The organism is Klebsiella michiganensis (assembly GCA_000963575.1).
GTDB classification, from domain to species: Bacteria; Pseudomonadota; Gammaproteobacteria; order Enterobacterales; family Enterobacteriaceae; genus Cedecea; species Cedecea michiganensis_A.
Genome location: CP011077.1, coordinates 4,987,024 through 5,009,562, shown reverse-complemented (window position 1 = coordinate 5,009,562; position 22,539 = coordinate 4,987,024). Strand labels below are relative to the sequence as shown.

Below are 22,539 nucleotides of genomic sequence, written 5' to 3'. Positions count from 1 at the left end.
GGGTACAGAGCGAGGGAGTCGGGATTATTCGCCCAGTGCGCTTCGGGTCGGTAGCCCTTCGCTGTCACCGATGACTTGTATCGCCAGTGAGCCGATTTTATTGCCCCGGCTGACGGCCTGATGCAAAGATTTCCCTTCCAGCAGGGCGCTTATCACCCCGACCGCAAAGCCGTCTCCGGCACCCACGGTATCCACAACATTTTCCACTTTTACCGCTGCGACAGCGCCTTTCTCGCCGTCTGCGGTTTTATACCAGGCGCCGTCTGCGCCGGTTTTTAGCACCACGACCTTCACGCCCTGATGCAGATAAAAATCGGCGATCCCTTCCGGCGTGTTTTGACCGGTCAGCACAATGCCTTCCTTCACGCCGGGCAGTACCCAGTCGGCCTGGAATGCCAGCTGATTCAGCTGTTTCACCATTTCGGCCTCGCTGCGCCACAGCACAGGACGCAGGTTAGGATCGAAGGAGAGGGTTTTGCCCTGCTGCTTCATGGTTTTGGCCGCGTGGTTCAGCAGCGCCAGAGAAGTGTCTGAGAGCGCTGCCGCCACGCCGCTCAGGTGCAGGTGGCGAGCCGAGAGAAAGTACTCCGCGTTGAAGTCGGCTACCGACAAGTGGCTGGCGGCTGAGCCTTTACGGAAATACTCCACAATGGGATCGGTTCCATCTTCGACTTTGGATTTTAACTGAAAGCCGGTGCGGGACTGCTCGTCGACGGTCACACCGCGGCTGTCGATGTTTTCCTTCGCCAACTGTTGCAGCACGTAGCGGCCAAAGGAGTCGTTGCCTACGCGGCTTACCCAGCCTACGTTAAGGCCCAGACGGGCCAGCCCCGTTGCCACATTTAACTCAGCGCCAGCCGCGCGTTTCACAAAATGTTCGGCGGCGGCAAGATCGCCAGTTTCGGTGGCGACAAACATCGCCATCGCTTCGCCAATCGTGATGACATCCAGCTGATGCATGGTTATTCCTCGCGTAAAAGATTGACGTAATGCCGGGTAACCGCGACCAGGTCTCGCCCTTCCAGCGGAAACTCAATGCCGCGTGGGGCATCTACCGGCAACATATTTAGCAGCCCTTTCCAGTCTGAACTGGCCTCATCCAGCGCCACTGCACGGTAGTGGTTATGCCGGGCGACCGCTGTTTTGACGTGGATATAGCTCACGGAAGGGGCCAGCGCGCGGGCGGCCTGCTGCGGAGAATCGTCCACCCACAGCCAGTTGGCCATATCGAAAGTGAGCGTTACCGGCAGGTTGTGAACGCCGCAGGCGGCCTGAAAGCGCTGCATCGGCGCGAGTTTGCCGCTGTCGGTTTGGTCGTTTTCCACTACCAGCGCGACGGGGCTTTCGCTGAGCCACTGCCTTAACGTGTCGAATGCCTGGATATTGTTAAAATGCCCCAGAGAGAGCTTCAGCCAGCGGGCGTTTAGCTGGTGGGCTTCCTGCAGAAGCGACGGGATAAGCGGGTTTAGCTTGCCTTCGCCCGTGAACAGCGGCTCCGGCGCGGAATAGCAGGCTTCCAGTCCGTGCTGGGTAATTTCTCCGGCCACGGTCGACAGAAAATCCAGCTGTGTGGCGGTAAAGAGTTCGCGGCGGATTTCGACGCCGTCGGCCCCCGCTTCAGCAATGATGGGCAGCACGGCCTGCTGGCCACCGAGGGCAGCAAGGCGATCGTGGCCGTAGGCGGCGGTGACGACGATAATTTTTCGCGGCATGGCGGTCTCCAGGCGATAACAGCGAACGACGGATGTTATTTACGCTAGATGGAACCGGTTCCAAAGAAAAGGTCATGCTTGCCAATTTTTGAGCGCCATCACGAACAAAAGATTTAGCGGGAGGTGGAGCCGCGAACGATAAGCTCGCCGGAAAAGAGCTGTTCACGCAGGGTTTCATCGGTGCCTTCGATACGCCTCACGACCTGCTCCAGCGCGGCGTAGCCTATCTGCCAGGTGGGTTGCTTCAGGGTGGTGATGCCAACGCCGGCAAGCTCTGCCCACTCCAGCTCATCAAAGCCCAGCAGCCCAATATCGCTACCCCAGCTCAGGCCAAGGCGGCGCATTGCGCGGGCGACCTGCAGCGTCAGCGCGCCGTTGGCGGAGATCACCGCTTTGCGCATCCCGCGATGGCGGGTGTGGAACTGGCGCAGAGTGTTATCTATTAGCTCGGCTTCGTGCAGCGGTGTTTCGGCATTTTCGGCAATTATGCCGGGATAGCGCACTAATGTGCTGCGAAATGCAGATAACCTTTCATGGCGGGTATTCACCGTGCCAAGCGGTTCGCTCAGGAACAGGAGGGCTTCGAAGCCATGCTCAATCAGGTGTTCAGTCGCGTTTGTGGCGGCCTGAATATTGTCCAGCCCGACCATGTCGCAGGCAAAGCCCGGGATTTTGCGATCGATAAGCACCATCGGTAGTGCGGATTGCTGCAGGCGGTTGAGCCCCTCTTCACGCATCCCGACCGCGTTGACCACGATCCCTTCCACCTGGTAGCTGCGCAGCAGGTCGAGATAGTGCAGCTCCTGATCGACCTCGTTATTGGTGTTACACACCAGCGGCGTAAAGCCTTTCTCGCGGCAGGCAGCTTCAATACCGCTCAGCACGTCAACGGAATAGGGGTTGGTGATATCGGCAATGATCAGGCCGATGAGGCGGGTGCGGCCTCTTTTCAGGCCTCGCGCCATCTGGTTTGGGCGGTAGTCGAGTTCGGCAATGGCGCGCTCAATACGCCCACGGAGATCGTCAGACAGCGCATTCTGCTCGCCGTTAAGGTAGCGGGAAACGCTGGTCTTCCCGGTCTTCGCCGCTTTTGCGACATCGCTTATCGTAGGGCGCGCTGCCTTGCCGTTCATAGCCGTCTCCAGAGGGGTAACCCTGCGGAGAGTAACATATTTTTATGCGGGGGAAAGGCGAGGAAAGAGGATTATGGGTGGGCAGAAAGTGGTCTAACCGGGGAAAGAAAGAATTTTTGCGAAGGCTATTCCTGATTCACTCTCCGTGACTTTCACTCTTACTGGCCGAGCCCTATTTTCCAGGGGCATAACAGGTTGCGACCTTTTTGTTGCGTGAGGAGGAACGCTGCCATAGAGTTTTCATCAATGGAGCCCATCAGGATGATTAAAAGCTTCAGACACAAAGGATTAGAGGGATTATTTACCAAAAATCAGACCGTGGGTCTCCGGGGGGAGCATGTTACCCGGCTACGGGCAAAGCGGCATTGACGCCTGAAATGGCGGTTAAGCTTTCTATCGTTGTCGGGAGTTCACCTGAAGTTTGGATGAAGCTCCAGAACGCTTTTAGTCTTGCTCAGGCCAGGAAGTCTGTGGACACGTCACGCCTCCATCGTTTGGTCCTGGCCCGGGAAGGCGTATAGCTCAGGCAAACCGCGCCACGGCCCATTCGATAAACACCCGCAGCCTGGCGCTAAGGTGGCGGTTGGACGGGTAAACCAGGTACATCTGTTCCGGCGACGGCTGGTAGGCTTCCAGCACGCTGACCAGTTTCCCGCTGTCGAGATAAGGCTGCGCCGCGAAGCGAACGACCTGAGTTAAGGCGACCCCGGAAAGCGCGATGCCAAGATGGGCGTTACTTTCGTTGACGCTGATCTGGTAGCGGTGCTGCACCTCGACGTTTTTTCCCCGGTCAATAAAGCGCAGCGGGTAGATGCGGTCGTTGCGTGCGTGGCGGTAATGCGCCAGCGGGTATCCCTGCTCAAGTTCTTCAGGGCGAGCGGGGGTCCCGTAGCGCTTAAAGTAGTCCGGCGTCGCGCAGGTAACCCAGTCCATGGTAAACAGGCGGCGGGCAATCAAAGTGGAGTCAACCAGCGGGCCGCTGCGTATAACGCAGTCTGCGTTGTCGTTGATTACATCGACCAGCCGATCGCTGACGCCAAGATCAATGGAGATATCCGGGTAGCGTTCAAGAAATTCCGGCAGGGCGGGGATCAGCACCTGGCGCGCTAATGATCCCCCGGCATCCACACGCAGCACGCCCTGAGGTTCGCTTTGTGATTCCGTCATGCTGCCTTCCATCTGCTCCAGGTCGGCCAGCCATTTTACGGTGCGGCGGTAATAGCATTCACCTTCTTTGGTGACCGATACGCGGCGGGTGGTGCGCTGAAAAAGCTTGGTTTGCAGATGATTTTCAAGATTTTGAATCAGTTTGGTGACGGTAGCCTTCGGCATGCGCAGGGAGTCGGCGGCGCGGGTAAACCCGCCTGTTTCAACCACGCGATTGAACACCCTAATAGCCAGCAAATGGTGATCCATAGCAGTCTCCAGCGAAAAACCCTGCCTCGGGCAGGGTTTTGTTTATCCACGTAAACAATCAGCCACATTGTTTAGCGCTAATCATCCGGCCGCGCAAGGAGAGGCCAAAAACCAGCGTGGCAGAGAGCATCAGCGCCCCGCCAAACAGCATCGCGCTGCTTACACCGTGCCAGTCCACGACTTCACCGCCGAGGAGGGCGCCCGACGCCAGCGCAATTTGAATCACCGTCACCAGCAGCGACTGACCGGCTTCCGGCGCGTCCGGCACCGCTTCAAACATCCAGTTTGTGGCGCAGACCGGCACGGCCCCGAAGGCCAGACCCCACACCAGCACCATTACCGTCGCGCCCGCCAGGCCGCTGAGCAGCGGTGAAACGATCAGAATAATGGCCAGCATCGCCGTCACCAGAATAAAGGTTGCACGAAGGCTGTGTTCCGCCAGGCGCTCGCCGATAAAGGTGCCCAGCAGGCCAACTGCACCATAGGCCAGCAGTTGGAAAGTGATCGCCGATGGGCTGAGTACAAAGACCTGTTGCAGCAGCGGGCGCAGGTAGGTGTAAGCCGAGAAATGGCCTACAAACAGCAGCACAATGGCGATCAGGCCGATGCGGGCCATGGGCAGGCGCAGCGGAGACAGCAAATCCTGAACGGTAACCGGCCGGCCTGGCGGCACGGAAGTCAGCAGACGGAGCTGGGCGAGCAGCGTGATGGCGGCTAGTCCGGCGCTGGCAAAGAAAGCCGAACGCCAGCCGAACAGGTCGCCGATTAATGCCCCGGCTGGGACACCGCAAACGGCGCCGATGGACACGCCGCTGACGATCAGCGCGACGGCGCGTCCCTGACTCGCTTCCGGCACAAGGTGGCGGCCATAGTTCATTGAGAAAGACCAGAACCCACCGACGCAGATCCCCAGCAGCACGCGGCCTGTGAGCATCATGGGGAAGTTAACGGCCAGCGCGGACACCAGGTTTGAGACGACCAACAGCAGCGACAGGCCAAGCATCAGCAGGCGGCGGTCAAGGCTGCCGGAGGCCAGGCTCAAGAGCGGGGCTGCGACGGCGGCAACAATGCCTGGCATGGTAACCATCAGCCCGGCGGTACCGGTGGAGACGCTGAGGGAAGGTGCGATGTTGGTCAGCAAACCGATGGGTAAAAACTCGGTGGTGACCATGACGAAGCAGGCCACGGTCAGGGAAAAGACCGCAATCCACGGGGATGTTGCAGGTTTATCTTTATTATTCAGCATAGTAATGCGCTTCCGCAGAGGCGTACATGAGTGACAGGGATCACAATTTACGCAGTCAGCGACGGCGGATAAATGCAGAATTTATGATTTCACTGTTTCTGTGGAGGAATAATGTGAGGAAGATTTTGATTTTTATTAAAATATTAATTTAATCAGTGGGATGGCTTAATACCCTCCCCCAAAAGGGAGAGGGTAAAAACGATTAACGCAGTTCCCCGTTCACATCCTGATCGACCGCGAAACACGCGACCAGCTGGCCGTTGCCGTAGTCTTTCAACTGCGGCTGGAGCTGGGTGCATGGCCCGAAGCGACGGCTGCAGCGGGCGTTAAAGGCGCAGCCCGGCGGCGGGTTCAGCGGGCTTGGCAGCTCGCCGGTCAGCTTGATGCGTTCGCGACGTTCGTCCGGGTTCAGGCGCGGCGTGGCGGACAGCAGCGCCTGAGTGTACGGGTGCAGCGGATTAGAGAAGATCTGCTCTTTGCTGCCCTTCTCCACGCAGCGGCCCAGGTACATGACCATCACTTCATCGGCGATGTGCTCCACCACCGACAGGTCGTGGGAGATGAAGACGTAGGACAGCCCCAGATCCTGCTGCAGGTCCATCATCAGGTTCAGCACCTGCGCACGAACCGATACGTCCAGGGCAGAGACTGGCTCATCGGCAATCACCACGTCCGGGTCAAGCATCAGGCCGCGGGCGATAGCGATACGCTGGCGCTGGCCGCCGGAGAACATGTGCGGATAGCGATCGTAGTGCTCGGTTTTCAACCCTACTTTGGCCATCATCTCCAGCGCTTTTTCACGGCGCTCGGTTTTGCTCAGGCTGGTGTTGATTTGCAGCGGCTCTTCCAGAATCTGCCCCACTTTTTTACGCGGGTTTAGCGAGCCATAGGGGTTCTGGAAGACTATCTGGATTTTCTGCCGGCGCAGCTTTTCCGCCGAGGCGTCCGGGATCAGCAGATCCTGGCCCTGGTAGTAAAGCTCCCCGCCGGTCGGGACTTCGATCATGGTCAGCAGGCGGCCGAGGGTGGATTTCCCGCAGCCGGACTCGCCCACTACCGCCAGCGTTTTGCCGCGTTCGAGGGTAAAGCTCACGCCGTCCAGCGCTTTCACCAGGCGCTCAGGGGCGAAAAAGCCCTTCTTCACCGGGTAGTGTTTTTTCAGGTCGATGGCCTGCAACAGCGGTTGCGCGGTGGCCTGTTGGGTACTCATAGGGTTGGCCTCCCGGCATCATCGAGTGGGTAGTGGCATTTGGACTGACGCCCGTCTGCCAGCAGAGTTAACGCTGGCTCTTCGCTGCGGCATTTGTCGGTCGCATACGGGCAGCGCGGGTTCAGCAGGCAGCCATTCGGGCGGTCGTATTTGCCCGGCACTACGCCCGGCAGCGAGGCCAGACGCGCTTTATCCTGAGCAAATTCCGGCAGCGCACGGAGCAGAGCCTGGGTGTACGGGTGGCGCGGCGCGCGGAAGATATCGTGGGACGAACCCGCTTCCACTACCTGGCCTGCGTACATGACGATGATTTTATGGGCGGCTTCGGCTACCAGGGCGAGGTCATGGGTGATCAGGATCAGCGCCATGTTCTCTTTTTGCTGCAGCTCCAGCAGCAGTTCGATGATCTGCGCCTGAATGGTCACGTCGAGCGCGGTGGTTGGCTCATCGGCGATCAGCAGCTTAGGACGACAGGCTATGGCCATGGCGATCATCACGCGCTGGCTCATCCCGCCGGAAAGCTGGTGCGGGTAAACGTCGAGACGAGAAGCCGGGTCAGGAATACCCACCTGGGTCAGCAGGTCGATTGCGCGCTGGCGACGGGTTTTCTTGTTGCCGCCCTGATGCACCTTGATGGCTTCCATAATCTGGAAACCGACGGTGTAGCACGGGTTCAGGCTGGTCATCGGGTCCTGGAAGATCATCGCCACTTCGGCGCCCACCAGATTGCGGCGCTCTTTCTCAGAAATGCGCTTCAGATCCCGTCCGTTGAACTCCAGTTTTTCCGGCATCACGCGGCCAGGGAAGTCGATAAGCCCCATGATGGCCAGCGAGCTGACGGATTTACCGGAGCCGGACTCTCCGACGATGCCGACAACCTGCCCCTGATCCACGCTATAGCTAATGCGGTCAACGGCACGGAATGGTGCGTCTTCGTCGCCGAAATGCACCGATAATTTATCTACATTTAATAACGCCATCTCGAACCTCTTACTGCTTCAGTTTGGGATCGAGCGCGTCACGCAGACCGTCACCCATCAGGTTAAATGCCAGCACCGTTAGCAGGATTGCCAGACCCGGGAAGGTCACAACCCACCAGGCACTCTGCGCGAACTGCAACACGTCGGCGAGCATGGTGCCCCACTCCGGTGTTGGCGGCTGCGCACCCATGCCGAGGAAGCCAAGGGCGGCCATATCGAGAATGGCGTTCGAGAAGCCGAGCGACGCCTGAACAATCAGCGGCGCAAGGGTATTCGGGAAAATATTCACAAACATCTGGCGAACCGGGCCAGCGCCTGCCACACGGGAGGCGGTGACATAGTCGCGGTTAACTTCTACCAGCACCGCCGCGCGGGTCAGACGCACATAGTGCGGCAGCGCAACGAAGGTCAGCGCCAGCGCGGCATTACCGATAGACGGGCCGAAGATAGCCACCAGCACCAGCGCCAGCAGCAGGCTTGGCAGCGCCAGCATGATATCGACCACGCGCATGATGATGTTGTCGACCACGCCGCCGAAGTAACCTGCGACCAGGCCCAGTACTATCCCCATCACCAGCGACAGGACGACCACCAGGCAGCCGACCAGCAGGGACAGACGAGCGCCGTACATCAGGCGGGAAAGCACATCGCGACCTACGTCGTCGGTGCCGAGGATGTAGCTCCAGCTCCCGCCCTCTTGCCACACCGGTGGGTGCAGCAGCGCGTCGCGGAACTGCTCCGCCGGCGCGTGGGGCGCGAGGAAGTTAGCGAAGACGGCGATGATGATCATTATGGCGACGTACACCAGGCCGATCACCGCCCCTTTATTGCGTTTGAAGTAGTGCCAGAACTCCTGGAAAGGCGTCATCGGCTTGGGTGCTGCCACCACTTTATTTTCTGTCAGTTGCGTCATGATGGCCCCTTATTTCTTATGGCGTATACGCGGGTTCACCACGCCGTACAGCAGGTCTACCAGCAGGTTGACGAGGATAATCATCGTCGCCACCAGCAGCACGCCGCCCTGGACTACCGGGTAGTCACGACGCTGCAGGGCGTCGATGAGCCAGCGGCCAAGACCCGGCCAGGAGAAGATAGTTTCCGTCAGGATGGCACCTGCCAGCAGAGTACCGACCTGCAGGCCGATAACCGTGACGACCGGCAGCATCGCGTTACGCAGGGCATGAACCACGATAACGCGCATGCGGGTCAGGCCCTTGGCGCGAGCGGTACGAATGTAGTCTTCGCCCAGCACTTCCAGCATGGAAGAACGGGTCATACGCACGATAACCGCCAGTGGAATTGTGCCCAGCACGATGGCAGGCAGAATCATATGGGCAACGGCGTCAATAAAATCACCCGGCTGGCCCCAGATAGCGGTATCTATCAGCGCAAACCCGGTGAGCGGCAGGGAGTCATCAAGGAACACGGTGTCGCTGATGCGGCCGGATACCGGCGTCAGGTTCCAGTGCACCGACACCAGCATGATGAGCATCATGCCCCACCAGAAAATTGGCATGGAATAACCGGTCAGCGCGAGGCCAACGGCGGTGTGGTCGAAGATTGAACCACGCTTCACGGCGGCCAGTACGCCCACCGGAATACCGACGGCAACGGCGAAAATCATCGCGCAGATGCCGAGTTCCAGCGTCGCTTTAAAGCGCGGCACGAACTCGTCCCAGACCGGCAGGCGGCTCTTCAATGAAATGCCCAGATCGCCATGCATTACGCCCCAGATGTAGTGGAGGTATTGCTGCCACATTGGCTTGTCGAGACCCATCTCGGCCAACAGTTGGGCGTGGCGCTCAGGAGAAATACCGCGCTCTCCGGCCATGATCATCACCGGGTCGCCGGGGATCATATGCACGAAAGCGAAGGTGAGTAGGGTAATACCTATAAACGTGGGGATGACTAACCCCAGTCGTCGGAGGATGAACTGCAGCATATCCCGGATTCTCTGTAGTGACGGAAAGCCTGGTAACTGTCCCGTCTGTATTGCTCACAAATGTTTCCCCCTCTCCCTTTGAGGGAGAGGGTCGGGGTGAGGGTGGACAAAGCCAATACCCCTCACCCTAACCCTCTCCCCATGGGGGAGAGGGAATAAAGCACGTTACTTTTATTATTCGACGGACACGTTTTCGAAGTGGTGTTTGCCCAGTGGATCAACCACGTAGCCTTTAACTTCTTTACGCACTGGCTCGAACACGGTGGAGTGAGCGATGATCAGCGCTGGCGCCTGATCGTGCATCACAACCTGAGCCTGTTTGTACAGTTCAACACGCTTGTTGTGGTCGTCGGTGGCGCGAGCCGGCTGAATCAGATCTTCAAACGGCTTGTAGCACCAGCGAGAGTAGTTGGAACCGTCTTTCGCTGCGGCGCAGCTGAACAGGGTTGCGAAGAAGTTATCCGGATCCCCATTGTCCCCGGTCCAGCCCATCATCACCGCCTGGTGTTCGCCTGCTTTAGCACGCTTCAGGTACTCGCCCCACTCGTAGGTGACGATTTTGGCGGTCACGCCGACTTTCGCCCAGTCAGCCTGAATCATCTCAGCCATACGGCGAGCGTTCGGGTTGTATGGACGCTGTACTGGCATAGCCCACAGGTCAACGGTAAAGCCTTTATCCTGGCCCGCTTCTTTCAGCAGCGCTTTCGCTTTTTCAGGATCGTAGGTGTAGTCCTTCACGTCATCGTTGTAGCCCCACATGGTTGGTGGGATCAGGTTTTTAGCCGCGGTGCCCGCGCCCTGATAAACGGCTTTGATGATCGCTTCTTTGTTCACCGCGTAGGTCAGCGCCTGACGCACTTTCACGTCGTCAAACGGCTTCTTCTCGGTGTTGAAGGAGAGGTAGCCCACGTTCAGGCCGGCCTGTTCCATCAGATTGATGTTCTTGTCTTCTTTCATGCGGGCGATGTCGGCCGGGTTAGGGAACGGCATAACCTGACATTCGTTTTTCTGCAGTTTGGCGTAACGCACGGAAGCGTCTGGGGTGATGGAGAAGACCAGGCGATCGATCTGCGGTTTAGTGCCCCAGTAGCCCGGGAAGGCTTTATACAGAATACGGGAGTCTTTCTGGTACTGCAGCAGCTGGAATGGACCGGTGCCGATTGGGTTCAGGTCGGTTTTTTCCGGGGTGCCGGCTTTCATCATGTTGTCCGCATATTCTTTAGAAAGAATAGAGGCGAAGTCCATGGCCATGTCCGCGAGGAATGGCGCTTCCGGACGAGCCAGTACGAACTGCACGGTATTGTCGTCGACTTTCTTGATGTCGGTGATCAGGTCAGGCAAGCCCATGCCTTCGAAGTATTCGTAGCTGCCGCCAGAGACTTTGTGATACGGGTTATCTTTATTTTTCTGGCGGTCAAAGGAGAATACGACGTCGTCGGCGTTGAAATCACGAGTCGGTTTGAAGTCTTTATTATCCTGCCACTTCACGCCTTTACGCAGGTGGAAGGTGTAGGTTTTACCGTCCGGGCTAACGTCCCATTTCTCAGCGAGGCCTGGGATGATTTCGGTGGTGCCGGTTTTAAATTCCACCAGACGGTTATAAATCGGTACGGAGCTGGCATCGTAAGTCGTGCCGGAAGTGAACAGCTGTGGGTTAAAGCCCTCTGGGGAACCTTCTGAACAATAAACCAGGGTTTTGGCTTGTACGCTTGCTGCAACGGTCATGGCAACCAGGCTCAGACCAAATTTCAGCATCCCTGACTTCTTCAAGGAAATACTCATTATTCTGCTCCAATTATGTGTCGTGTTGTGTTTTGTAACCGTCTGACCATTGTTATTTGTGGGAGGTCGGTACGGTGTGCCCGGAGGCGGCGGTGAGGCTAGCAGTTCCTTTCGCGAGTCATGCATGGAGGTAGCACAGACGGTCCGTAAATAGCCCCTCTCGTCCTACAATCTGTCAACAGATTAAGGAAACGTCAATACAGGTCACGGGGATTTACAAGCAAGGTGGGATTCGGCGGGCAAAGATTAAAAAAACCTTCCGGGGACATTTCCAGCAGGGAAATTTATGCTACAGGCTTGTTACCAGAATATTACACTGCTTAATTTGCAACCTACAGAGGGAATCGATTGCCCGGAATAGGTAAAATTTTGTGTTAAATGATGAATTGTTGCACGATTTATTTTGTGATCTGCATCGCCCACAGCGGAAAATGCTGTCTGTCATCATAAGCGACGGCGCAAAAAACCACGCTTTTCCATAACCAAACACGATGAATTATATCCCGCATAAAAGCATAACCACGGCAGTAAGTGGGGGGGGTAATGCGGGGGCCGGAAGACCGTGCCAGAGGTGAATTTCTCCTTAATTTTAATAGGCATGCTGGAAATATAAATAAAAGAATACTCAGGCAGCTAATTAATTCAATATCCAAATAATCTTATGTAATTAGACAATTCTTAAAAAGATCAAATTGACATTAATTTAATATCTTAATAACCTGCAACATATAGTGGCTTGCTGTCCTTGTTAATGTTTCTAACACATCGCTGTAAATGGAGAGGCTTCACTTATTATCTGCTGTTTTATGGATTATGCGCCAATAATGGTGTGAAAATTAAAGGGAATTTATGTGCGTGTTCTGAAGTTTTCTGTCTATGGCAGCGTTGTTTTATTCTCAATGCTTCATTCTGCATATTCCGCACCGCTGGCTGACGAACAGCTTATTCGACAGCAGGAAAGCCAGCGTGCCCGTGAGGCGCAGCTCGCCCCCCCTGTGCCGGATGTCCGGCTTTCCCCGCAGGTCACACCATCAACAAGCGTTGATTTTCCTGATGAAAAACCGTGTTTTCCTATTCAACAGGTTGAATTACAGCAGCGTGAAAAATTACCCCATTGGCTGCCACTGCAGAAATTAGCCAATAGAGCCGTAGGGCATTGCCTCGGAGGAAAGGGTATTAATACGCTGATGGGCATATTACAAAGCCGGCTTATTGATAGCGGTTACGTCACAACCCGTGTCCTTGCCCCACAGCAAAATCTTAATTCGGGTAAGTTAATTCTTACTATTTTGCCGGGTACTATCCGGCAGGTGAAATTTACCCCGCAAAGCGGGCGATATGTTTCGTTATTAAATAGTTTCCCGGCGAAACCAGGTGCGTTGCTGGATTTACGTGATATTGAGCAAGGTCTGGAAAATTTCCAGCGTGTGCCTGGCGTTCAGGCCAATATGGAAATTATCCCCGGGGATCAGCCGGGTGAAAGCGATATATTGCTGGACTGGAAACAGTCGCGGATGTGGCGTCTTGGCCTGTCGCTGGATGACTCCGGCAGCCGCAGCACCGGCCGCTATCAGGGCGGTGTGACGCTATATGTTGATAACCCGCTAAGCCTCAGCGATACGCTTTATCTTAACGCCGGCAGAGCGCTGCAGCCGCACGGTGATAAGGGGACGCATAACTACACCGGGCAATACGCCGTGCCTTTCGGTTACTGGATGACGAGCCTGACGGCCAGCAGCAACGACTACTACCAGACTATCGCCGGGCTGAACGGGGATTACCGCTACCGGGGCAAAAGCAATAACCTCGCCTTTCAGCTAAGCCGCGTCCTGCATCGCAGCGGCAGCCAGAAGACCAGTTTTACCTACGACATTATTACCCGTGAGTCGAAAAACTTTCTCGATGATACCCAGATAGACGCCCAGCGTCGCAAAACCGCGGCCTGGAAGGTGGGGCTACAGCATCGCCACTATATCTATGCCGCCACGCTGGATGCCGGGATCAGCTACCAGCGCGGCACCCGCTGGTTTGGTTCCATCCCTGCTACCGAAGAGTATTTTGGCGAGGCGACGGCGCTGAGCAAAATTCTGCAGATGAACGCCCAGCTTGAGCTGCCTTTTGCGCTGGCAGGGCAAAACTTTCGCTACAACGTGCAGTACATGCGGCAGATGACCAACACGCCTTTAACACCGCAGGAGCAATTTTCTATCGGCAGCCGCTGGACGGTAAGAGGCTTCGACGGCGAACGCACCCTGAGTGCGGATAACGGCTGGACGGTTCGCAATGAATTTGGCTGGTTTACGCCGCTGCCAGGCCAGCAGCTCTACCTCGGCGTGGATTACGGGGCAGTGAGCGGCCACAGCAGCCCTTACCTTGTAGGCAACCACCTGGCCGGCGGCGCGGTCGGGTTGCGTGGGCTGTTGCTTGGCGCAAGCTACGATGTTTTCGCCGGTATTCCACTGTCAAAGCCGCAGGGTTTTACCACCGACCCGGTGACGTTCGGTTTCAATCTGAACTGGCAATACTGAGGACTCAAGGATGAATAAGAATCTCTATCGCATCGTGTTTAACACAGCGCGTGGCATGCTGATGGTCGTGCCGGATATTGCCGCTTCGGGTCGGGCGGCGTCTTCTCCATCCGAAGGTGTGGGCCATACTCAGAGCCGCTGCCTGAGCCGTCTGGGGCGTATTAGTTTCAGTCTTTTACTGGCGATGGGCTGCGTTAGCACGCCGGTTTGGGCGGGCATCGTGGCGGACGGCAGCGCACCCGGCCAGCAGCAGCCAACCATCATAAACAGCGCGAACGGTACGCCACAAATCAACATCCAGACGCCGAGCGCGGCCGGGGTTTCACAGAATAAATACACCCAGTTCGACATCGACCAGAAAGGGGCGATTTTAAACAACTCCCATCAGATGACCCAAACCCAGCTGGGCGGCATGGTGGCGGCTAACCCGTGGCTGGCAAAAGGCGAGGCGAAGGTCATTCTGAACGAGGTGAACTCCCGCGACCCAAGCCAGCTCAACGGGATGCTGGAAGTGGCGGGGCGACAGGCGCAGATAGTCATCGCTAACCCGGCCGGGATCACCTGTAACGGCTGCGGCTTTATCAATGCCAACCGCACCACCTTGACCACCGGGCAGGTGCAACTGTCGAACGGCCAGATAACCGGTTACGACGTGAACCGGGGCACCATCACCGTTCAGGGGCGAGGGATGGACAGCTCGCGGCAGGACACGACCGAGCTGATTGCCCGGGCGGTAAAAGTGAACGCCACTATTCAGGCGGGCCAGCTTGAGATCACCGCCGGGCGGAATAACGTCCGCGCCAGCGATAGCTCCGCGACGGCTAAATCCGATGACGGCAGCGCGCGCCCTCAGTTTGCGGTGGATGTGGCGCAGCTTGGCGGCATGTACGCCAATAAAATTCAGTTAAGGGGGACGGAGTCCGGCGTCGGCGTTCACAATGCCGGAACAATCGGTGCCTCGGCGGGCGATGTCGTGGTTAATGCCGACGGCTCAATCAGCAATAGCGGCCTGATCCAGGCCAGCAATAACGTGCAGCTTGCCTCACGCAATGACATTTCAAGCCAGGGCGTGCTTGCCGCAGGGATGAAAACGGACGGCACCGCCAGCGCGGCGGGAGACCTGGCGATGCAAAGCCAGGGCAAGCTCACCGTCAGTGGGCAGAACAGTGCGGTAAACAAGCTTACCGCGAAGGGCGCAAGCGTTGATTTTAGCGCCAGCCAGAATCGGGCAGGGTCGGTGGAGCTGGCCGCAGCCCAGGGCGATGTTCATACCCAAAAAGCCAATGTTGCGGCGCAGCAGATAACGGTCAGCACCACCGGGATGTTGAACAATGACGGCGGCAACCTGAGCGCCGATAAACTTAACCTTACCGCCAGCCAACTTTCTAACCGTCAGGGTGCCCTGCAGCAAACCGGAGATAGCGAGCTGACGCTGGCTCATGCCGGGGGCATTGATAACCGTGGCGGAAACATTGTCGCGAACAGTAAAAAGCTGACGCTGAGCGGGGCGAAGCTCGATAACCAGCGGGGACGAGTTCAGGCCGATGCGGTCGAGGTAAACACCGGGAAGCAGAGCCTGAATAACCAGCAGGGCGTTATCGCCGCCAGCCAGAGCGTGAAGTTGCAAAGCGGCGGGCTGAACAATGACGAGGGGCTGGTTCAGGCTGGGACTGATTTAGCGCTGGACCTGCAGGGTGGCGCGCTCAGCAACCGCAACAGCGGCAATAAAGGCATTTTCAGCAATGGCGCGCTGACGGTAAACGGTGGTGCGTTAGACAACCAGCAGGGCGTTATCGCCAGCGCCGGGGCGCTCCAGCTCAACGGCAGCCAGCTGAATAACGACGCGGGCTCGCTCCAGTCCGGCTCAACGCTGGACGTTAACGTGCAGGGCGGCAGCCTGACAAACCGCAGCGGCGGCAACCTGTCGGGCAAGGGGGCGCTGAGCCTCAAAGGCGGAGCGCTGGATAATAGCGGCGGGGTGATAGCCAGCACGCAGAGTCTCAGCCTGAACGGCAGCCAGCTAAACAATGACGCCGGTCTGCTCCAGGCGGGAGGGGATCTCTCTCTGGATTTAGCGGGCGGTACATTCACCAACCGCAACAGCGGGAAAAACGGCGGCGTTCTGAGCCAGGGCCAGCTTACTGTGAAGAGCGGCGCGCTGGACAACAGCGGCGGGTTTATTGCCTCCGGCAAAGACGCCAGCCTTACCACTCTGGCGCTGAATAACACCTCAGGCACGCTGGCAAGCGACGGCACGCTTTCGCTTATCAATGAGGGCATCAACAACCAGCAGGGTCTGATTCAGGCGGGCAAATCGCTTTCGCTGGATACTCGCGGCGGAGCGCTGGTGAACAGCCACGGCGAGCTGACCTCAGGCAAGAATCTGACCCTGTTGAGCGGCGCGTTGCTGAACGACGCCGGGCGGATCGTTGCCACGGAAGATGCGCGGCTGGACACTCGCGGTAACCCGCTAAACAACCAGGCCGGTACGATTGCTGCCGGAGGTGAAGCGAGCATTACCGCTCACGCGCTCAACAACACCGCCGGGCAGATCCAGGCGGCGGGTAACCTGCAGGTCACGATGCAAAATGCGCTGGAAAACGGCAGCGGGCTTATCCGTAGCGGGAAAACGGCGACGCTTAACGCCGCCAGCATAGTCAACCGTGACACGCATTCAGACCAGCAAGGCATCGAAGGCCAGTCGGTGACGCTGAATACCGGCTCGTTTAACAATACCGACGGTGCCGTTCGCAGCCGCGATGCCTTAACGCTTAACACGGGTGGCCTCCTGGACAATACCCGCGGCCTGCTTTCGTCCGGCAGCCAGTTAACGGTGAACGGCGGCCAGAGCCTGACGCTGACCAACAGCGCAGGCACGCTCATTGCCGGGAAAATGCTTAGCCTGGATGCCGGATCGGCTACCGGTGACGGCCAACTTCTCTCGCAGGACGCAATGGCGCTGAACCTGCAAAAAGCGCTGCTTAACGTCGGCCAGATTATTGCCAACGGCAACGTCAGCTTCTCTTTTGCCGAAGGACTGATTAACGAAGGTCTGGTGAAAGCCGGGGGCGTATTGACTATGCACGTTCCGGCATTGCTCAACCGCGTAAGCGGGGAGATAAGCGCCGGGGAAACTCACCTGCTGGTGGGCGGGGCGCTGACAAACTGGGGGCTGCTGGACGGCGGCTTAACCCATATCAGCGCCGACACGCTTAACAACTACGGCACCGGGCGTATTTATGGCGACCATATTGCCCTGCAGGCGGGGACGCTAAATAACGAAGCGAAAGACGGTACGGCCCCGGTTATCGCCGCCCGTCAGCGTCTGGATTTAGGTGTTGGCACGCTAAATAACGTCGGCCACGCGATGATTTACAGCGCGGGCGATGTAGCCATCGGCGGCAGCCTCAATGACCAGTGGCAGGCCCAGGGGCAGGCGCTGACGTTCAATAACCACAGCTCGACGCTGGAATCCGCCGGCAATATGGCTCTCAATATTGGCGAGATTAATAACCTCAATGACAACCTGAAAACGCAGGTAGTAGAAACGGAAAACTCTGCGCACCATGAAGCGGCGCTGAAAGGCTCTCCGACGCATTACGACTGGGATAATGTCGATACCAGCCAAAAAAATAAGTACGGCGTGCATACGGCTAAGATGCCTGATGGTTCGCAAAACGAGGAATTTTACGAGTACAACTATCAGCGTACAGTGAAAGAGACGCAGGTCGTGGAAACCGATCCCGGCAAAATCATCGCCGGCGGCAATCTGACCATCAACAGCAACCAGATGAACAACCGGGACAGCACGGTTATTGCCGGTGGGCTGCTGGGTGGCACGATAGTTCAACTGAATAACCTGGCGACCCTGGGCGAGCGGGTGATTGCCGACGTGGGTAGCCAGACGCGCTGGTATGCCAAGAAGAAGAAAAAGAAACTGGGCGGGACCAAGACCAGCCAGGGGAAAGACACCAGCAGCTACAAACCGGCCGTGGTTACCCAGAAAATCGACCTGAAGCAAATGGCCTGGCAGAGCAATGCCCTGGTCAATGGTAGCGGCCCGGCTATCTCAAGCCGTGATACCGGCGGCGTCACAACCCATATTATCGACCCTGGCAAGCTGGATGCGGCGCTGGCGCAGCGGCCTGTTACCGCTCCACCAGGGCAAATTGTCGAGATTGCCAGCGGCCCGGACAGCGTAATTCGCCTCACGCCGCCAGATCTCCGCCTGCCCGATAACAGCCTTTACCGGCTGCGCCCGACGAACGACGTCCCGTTCCTGATTGAGACCGATCCGCGTTTTACCAATCGGAAGCAGTGGCTCAGCAGCGACTATATGCAAAGCCAGTTCGCGCTGGATGGCGGGAATATCCTCAAGCGGCTGGGCGATGGCTTCTATGAGCAAAACCTGATCCGCCAGCAGATAGCTGAACTGACCGGGAACCGCTTCCTGAAAGGGTTTGATAACGATGAGAATCAGTATCGGGCGCTGATGGATGCGGGCGTGGCGTTTGGTAAACAGTACAACCTCACGCCGGGCGTGGCACTGACGTCTCAGCAAATGGCGCTGCTGACCAGCGATATGGTCTGGCTGGTGAAACAGGACGTGACGCTGCCTGACGGCTCGGTACAAAACGTACTGGTGCCGCAGGTCTATGCCCGCGTGCGGCCGGGCGACCTCGACGGTAGCGGGGCGTTGATGTCCGGCGGCAACATTGCGCTGAACGTGAAAAACGATCTCACTAACAGCGGACACATTAGCGGACGCGAAATTACGCAAATCACCGCCGAAAATATCACCAACAGCGGCTATCTTGGTGGAAATCGCGTCAGTCTTCAGGCGCGTACCGATATCAATAACATAGGCGGCACGCTGCAGGCCGGCGATGGCCTGATTGCCGTGGCTGGCCGCGACATCAATAGCATCACCACCACGCGTGGAGACGGCACCAACAGCTGGATCGACCGCCCTGCCGGTATCTTCGTGCAGAACGAAAGCGGCGAGCTGGGGCTGCAGGCGCTGAACAACATCAATCTGACCGGCAGCCTGGTCAGCAACAGCGGTGCAAACAGCAAAACACAGCTGATGGCCGGCAATGACCTGAACCTGAACACCGTGACCACCACCCAGACTGAATCCGGCGACTGGGGCGGCGGCAATGACCGGCACGTCGTTCAGACAACGGATGTCGGTAGCCAGATAAACGGCAACGGCAGCGTGGAGTTGAGCGCCGGGCACGACGTGAACGCCCGCGCGGCAAGCGTCACGGCGGCAGATAAGCTCGCGGTGGCGGCAGGCAACAATATCAATATCACCAGCGGTGAGTCGTCGTATCAGGTGACCGAAAACAGCCGGCAAAGCTCCGGCGGCTGGCTGTCGAAAAAGACCATCACCACCCATGACGACGTGAAGGCAACGGACGTGCTGGGCAGCACGCTTGATGGCGACAGTATCACCCTGCAGGCCGGGAATAATCTGACCGTGAAGGGCAGCGGCGTGGCGGCAACCCATGACGTTAATCTGTCTGCCGGCAACGACCTGACCTTAATCACGGCGGAAAACACCCGCCAGGAAAATCATCAGTATCAGGAGAAAACCTCCGGCCTGTCCGGCACCGGCGGGATTGGGGTGAGCTATGGCAAGAGTGAGCTGAAAACCACCGACGACGGCAAATCACTGAGCAGCACCGGCAGCACGGTGGGCAGCACCGCCGGGAACGTGAACCTGAGCGCCGGTAACGCGCTGACGGTGAAAGGCTCAGACGCGCTGGCGAAGCAGGATCTGCTGCTGACCGGGAAGGATGTGAGCATTCTTGCGGCGGAAAATCAGAGTACGCAAACCCACATTACCGAGCAAAAAACCAGCGGCCTGACGCTGGCGCTTTCCGGCACGGTGGGGAGTGCGGTGAACCAGGCTGTGAGCCAGGCGAACTCCGCCAGAAAAGAGAGCAACGGCCGCCTGGCCGCGCTGCAGGGCGTGCAGTCGGCGCTGAGCGGCGTGGAGGCTTACCAGGGGAATCAACTGAATAACGCCGAAGGCGGCTCGCCGGGCAGCGTGGTGGGCGTGAATCTATCCTGGGGCAGCCAGTCGTCGAAATCGACCCAGACGCAGACCTCAAACCAAAGCCAGGGCAGCCAGCTTACCGCCGGGAATAACCTGACCATCAAAGCCAGCGAGGGCGACATTCGCGTACAGGGCAGCGAGCTACAGGCAGGCAAAGACATGCTGCTGAACGCGAAGCGTGACGTGTGGCTGGAGTCCGCGCTAAACAGCCAGCAACTGGACGGCAAAAACGAAAGCCACGGCAGCGCCTACGGCGTGGGGATCAACTTCGGCAGCGGGGCGAACGGAATTTCGGTCAATGCCAGCGTCAACAAAGGCAAAGGTAGCGAGAACGGCACCGGCACCTCGCATACCGAAACGACGCTAAACGCCGGGAATAACCTCAATATCGTCAGCGGGCGCGACACGACGCTGACCGGCGCGCAGGCAAGCGGTAACAGCGTGAAGATGGACGTGGGCCGCAACCTTCAGCTTACCAGCGAGCAGGACACGGACAATTACGACTCGAAGCAGACCAACATGAGCGCCGGAGGCAGCGCGAGTATGGGCGGAGGGTCGTTGTCGCTCAACGCCTCGCGGGATAAAATGCACAGCACGTACGCGTCGGTGCAGGAGCAGACGGGCATCTTTGCCGGTAAAGGCGGGTTTGATATTACGGTGGGCGAGCATACGCAGCTGAACGGGGCGATCGTCGGCTCGACGGCGGATGCCGGTAAAAATAAACTGGATACGGGGACGCTGGGCTTTAAGGACATCGAGAACAGCGCGGAGTACCAGGTAGAGCACCAGAGCGTGGGCATCAGCTCGGGCGGTAGCGTGGGTAGCCAGTTCCTGGGCAACGTGGCGAGCGGGCTGCTGGTGGGGGCGAACGGCTCCGGCAGCGCCAGCTCCACGACGAAGTCGGCGGTGAGCGAAGGGACAATCGTTATCCGCGACAAGGACCAACAGCAGCAGGATGTGGCTAACCTGAGCCGCGACGCAGAGCACGCCAACCAGACGCTGAGCCCGATATTCGACAAAGAGAAAGAGCAGAACCGCCTGCGCGAGGCGCAGCTTATCGGCGAGATCGGGGTCCAGGCGGGGAATATTGCGGCGACGCAGGGCAAAATTGAAGCCACCCGGGCGGCGAAAGAGAAGATGAAGAGCGTCACCCCGGAGCAGCTTCAGGCCGCGAAAGAGGCATTGCTCAAAGCCAACCCGGATAAAACGCCGACTGACGCAGAGGTTGCCAGTCATGTTTATCAGTCGTTCTATGACAAGGCGTTTGCCGATTCTGACTTTGGCACGGGCGGGAAGGTGCAGCGGGCCATTCAGGCGGCAACGGCAGCAGTACAGGGCCTGGCAGGCGGCGACCTGGCGAAAGCCGTGGCGGGTGGCTCAGCCCCGTACATCGCGAATATCATCGGCAACAGCGGGCTGGACGCGAGTGGGAAGGTACTTGCCCACGCAGCGGTGAATGCGGCGCTGGCGGCGGCGCAGGGGAACAATGCGCTGGTAGGCGCGTCGGGAGCCGCCACGGCAGAGCTTGTCGGGATGGTGGCGACGAATGCCTACGGTAAACCGGTCAGCGAACTGAGCGAGACGGAGAAGCAGACGGTGAGCGCGCTGGCGACGCTGGCGGCCGGGCTGGCGGGTGGATTAACCGGTAACAGCACGGCCGATGCGGTCGCGGGGGCACAGATCGGGAAAACGACGGTTGAGAATAACTTATTATCAAATAAAGATGTCCTTGATTTAAGACAAGAATTAATTAAAGCAACAGAGACTGGTGCGGATAAAGATAAGATATTTGACCAGTTCCGCGAACTTAGTAAAAAGAAACGAGACGAAGCCGTAACGGATGCTAAAGCGGGTAAAATTACAGATTCTATAGAGTCTTGGGGGGAACTCCTTGCCGGTGTAGATCAAGCAGACTCGCTAAAATGGGCTGCATGGGTAGATTCATTAAGTGCTGATGACAGAAAAGAGCTGGTTAACTTAGTTAAAAATGAGAATGAGTTAACAGCTTCAGCAATTTTTAATGCAGCAACACCTGAAGTTAAAATTGCTTTAGGTGGTAAAGAAGGCCTTGATAAAATAGGGATGGCCGGTGTAGGTAAGAACACAGGTATTACTGTTATTTCAACAGCCGTTAAGGGAAATAAAGGTAATACGGCTCATGAACAAGGAAAAGGATCTAACTTATCGACTGGTTACAGCGCAAAAGATAACGCAATATTAGGTCCGAAAGGAAGTACATATAGTAATACTGGCAAGACAGATGCCTCAGGAAACACGGTTTATAGTAATAATGGTGGATATTATACATTTGAGAATGGTGTTAAAACTAAAGTTTCATCACCAAATCCGCCAACAAATGTTCAACTAAATAGTGAAAAAGGTAAGGAGTTTGAGAAAAAACACTATGAAAAATATCAACAAGAAAACATAACTTCTCAGAGAGAAATTACAATAAAAACTGAGAGTGGGACTAAGGTTAGGGTTGATATGATCGGTAAAGATAAGAACGGAGTAATAAACTGCGTT

11 protein-coding genes and 2 pseudogenes are annotated in these 22,539 nt (G+C 57.3%); 3 read left to right on the top strand and 10 right to left on the bottom strand.

Annotation, left to right across the window (positions count from 1 at the left end):
- Window positions 1-24: 24 nt before the first annotated feature.
- The 3 genes from VW41_23230 to VW41_23220 all read right to left on the bottom strand — a co-directional run bounded on the left by VW41_23230 (window position 25) and on the right by VW41_23220 (window position 2,845).
- Window positions 25-960, bottom strand: coding sequence for a 2-dehydro-3-deoxygluconokinase (locus VW41_23230; GenBank protein ID AJZ91721.1), 936 nt, complete (start codon window positions 958-960; stop codon window positions 25-27).
- A gap of 2 nt (window positions 961-962) precedes the next feature.
- A complete protein-coding gene (locus tag VW41_23225; protein AJZ91720.1) occupies window positions 963-1,712 on the bottom strand; it encodes a xylose isomerase domain-containing protein in 750 nt (249 codons plus the stop codon).
- Window positions 1,713-1,825: 113 nt separating this feature from the next.
- Window positions 1,826-2,845: a LacI family transcriptional regulator gene (locus tag VW41_23220; protein AJZ91719.1), complete on the bottom strand. Its 1,020-nt coding sequence runs from the start codon at window positions 2,843-2,845 to the stop codon at window positions 1,826-1,828.
- 350 nt (window positions 2,846-3,195) lie between these two features.
- On the opposite strand from VW41_23220, the pseudogene VW41_23215 reads away from it, so the two are divergent.
- Window positions 3,196-3,366 (top strand): annotated as a pseudogene (locus tag VW41_23215) (XRE family transcriptional regulator).
- A 1-nt stretch (window position 3,367) separates the two neighbouring features.
- Here the strand turns inward: VW41_23215 and VW41_23210 are convergent.
- The 7 genes from VW41_23210 to VW41_23180 form a co-directional block, all read right to left on the bottom strand.
- Entirely contained in the window at window positions 3,368-4,261 is an 894-nt protein-coding gene (locus VW41_23210; GenBank protein AJZ91718.1) for a LysR family transcriptional regulator, read from the bottom strand.
- Window positions 4,262-4,319: 58 nt separating this feature from the next.
- Entirely contained in the window at window positions 4,320-5,507 is a 1,188-nt protein-coding gene (locus VW41_23205) for a transporter (GenBank protein AJZ91717.1), read from the bottom strand.
- 202 nt (window positions 5,508-5,709) lie between these two features.
- On the bottom strand, window positions 5,710-6,717 hold the full coding sequence (gene dppF / locus VW41_23200; GenBank protein ID AJZ91716.1) for a peptide ABC transporter ATP-binding protein: 1,008 nt from the start codon (window positions 6,715-6,717) through the stop codon (window positions 5,710-5,712).
- Window positions 6,714-7,697, bottom strand: coding sequence for a peptide ABC transporter ATP-binding protein (gene dppD / locus VW41_23195; protein ID AJZ91715.1), 984 nt, complete (start codon window positions 7,695-7,697; stop codon window positions 6,714-6,716). Before dppD ends, dppF begins: the two co-directional genes overlap by 4 nt.
- Before the next feature lie 10 nt (window positions 7,698-7,707).
- Window positions 7,708-8,610 (bottom strand): peptide transporter, encoded by a 903-nt coding sequence (locus tag VW41_23190; protein AJZ91714.1) that lies wholly within the window; start codon window positions 8,608-8,610, stop codon window positions 7,708-7,710.
- A 9-nt stretch (window positions 8,611-8,619) separates the two neighbouring features.
- Window positions 8,620-9,639 (bottom strand): peptide transporter, encoded by a 1,020-nt coding sequence (locus tag VW41_23185; GenBank protein AJZ91713.1) that lies wholly within the window; start codon window positions 9,637-9,639, stop codon window positions 8,620-8,622.
- Between the two features lie 174 nt (window positions 9,640-9,813).
- Window positions 9,814-11,421, bottom strand: coding sequence for a peptide ABC transporter substrate-binding protein (locus tag VW41_23180; protein AJZ91712.1), 1,608 nt, complete (start codon window positions 11,419-11,421; stop codon window positions 9,814-9,816).
- Between the two features lie 845 nt (window positions 11,422-12,266).
- On the opposite strand from VW41_23180, the gene VW41_23175 reads away from it, so the two are divergent.
- Together VW41_23175 and VW41_23170 are read left to right on the top strand one after the other, a co-directional pair.
- Window positions 12,267-13,949, top strand: a complete 1,683-nt coding sequence (locus tag VW41_23175) for a ShlB/FhaC/HecB family hemolysin secretion/activation protein (protein AJZ91711.1) — start codon at window positions 12,267-12,269, stop codon at window positions 13,947-13,949.
- 10 nt (window positions 13,950-13,959) lie between these two features.
- A pseudogene (locus VW41_23170) lies at window positions 13,960-22,266 on the top strand (hypothetical protein).
- The last annotated feature ends 273 nt before the right edge of the window (window positions 22,267-22,539 follow it).

Excerpts from the sequence above, each read along its gene's own strand:
- VW41_23230 (AJZ91721.1), bottom strand. The coding sequence starts at position 960 with ATGCATCAGCTGGATGTCATCACGATTGGCGAAGCGATGGCGATGTTT.
- VW41_23220 (AJZ91719.1), bottom strand. The coding sequence starts at position 2,845 with ATGAACGGCAAGGCAGCGCGCCCTACGATAAGCGATGTCGCAAAAGCG.
- dppD (AJZ91715.1), bottom strand. The coding sequence starts at position 7,697 with ATGGCGTTATTAAATGTAGATAAATTATCGGTGCATTTCGGCGACGAA.
- dppF (AJZ91716.1), bottom strand. The coding sequence starts at position 6,717 with ATGAGTACCCAACAGGCCACCGCGCAACCGCTGTTGCAGGCCATCGAC.
- VW41_23210 (AJZ91718.1), bottom strand. The coding sequence starts at position 4,261 with ATGGATCACCATTTGCTGGCTATTAGGGTGTTCAATCGCGTGGTTGAA.
- VW41_23180 (AJZ91712.1), bottom strand. The coding sequence starts at position 11,421 with ATGAGTATTTCCTTGAAGAAGTCAGGGATGCTGAAATTTGGTCTGAGC.
- VW41_23205 (AJZ91717.1), bottom strand. The coding sequence starts at position 5,507 with ATGCTGAATAATAAAGATAAACCTGCAACATCCCCGTGGATTGCGGTC.
- VW41_23225 (AJZ91720.1), bottom strand. The coding sequence starts at position 1,712 with ATGCCGCGAAAAATTATCGTCGTCACCGCCGCCTACGGCCACGATCGC.
- VW41_23185 (AJZ91713.1), bottom strand. The coding sequence starts at position 9,639 with ATGCTGCAGTTCATCCTCCGACGACTGGGGTTAGTCATCCCCACGTTT.
- VW41_23190 (AJZ91714.1), bottom strand. The coding sequence starts at position 8,610 with ATGACGCAACTGACAGAAAATAAAGTGGTGGCAGCACCCAAGCCGATG.